The sequence below is a fragment of the Mycobacterium venezuelense genome (assembly GCF_054919535.1).
This window is the reverse complement of sequence record NZ_JBONDW010000070.1, coordinates 1-504: the sequence shown is the minus strand read 5'-3', so window position 1 is coordinate 504 and position 504 is coordinate 1. Positions and strand designations below refer to the sequence as shown.

Annotated in this window: 1 protein-coding gene; it reads right to left on the bottom strand. The window is 69.6% G+C overall.

Going from position 1 to position 504, the window contains the following annotated elements:
- The coding region (locus ACRCUN_RS34225) for a DUF222 domain-containing protein (RefSeq protein WP_462146036.1) at positions 1–504 on the bottom strand (504 nt) is incomplete at both ends.

Below are 504 nucleotides of genomic sequence, written 5' to 3'. Positions count from 1 at the left end.
GTCGGGCTGCTGCGGATGCACCGTGAAACCGCGCTTGCGCTCGGCCGCGTCGACCGGTTCGTCGCCATCCTGATTCAGCAGATACAACACTTCGGTGACGGTTTGGCGCAGCGTCTCGGGGGTCTCCTGCGCCGCCACCGTCACCAGCTTCTCCTCAAACGCCGCACGCCGCGCGGGGTCGACCCAGTCCGGGCATTTTGTGACGAACGTGTCCAACTCGTCGAGGTGATCGGGGGTCAACCAGCCACCGGCTTGCGCGGCGGCGGTCACCGCCCGCACCGGCGCCAACGCTTCGCCGGTCACCGACCGGCGTGGCCCGAAATCCATGGCATCGCGGACCCGCCGCCGGGCCTCGGTGCCCGAGATTCGCAACCGGATCCGCAACGCCTCGGGCCAGGACTTCGCGCCGATCGCGGCCGGTGTCGTGCACTGCGAGAGCGCACTGATCGCGGCATGCTCGACGGTCGGCACCAGGTTGCGGACCTCTTGCACCCCCGCGCACAC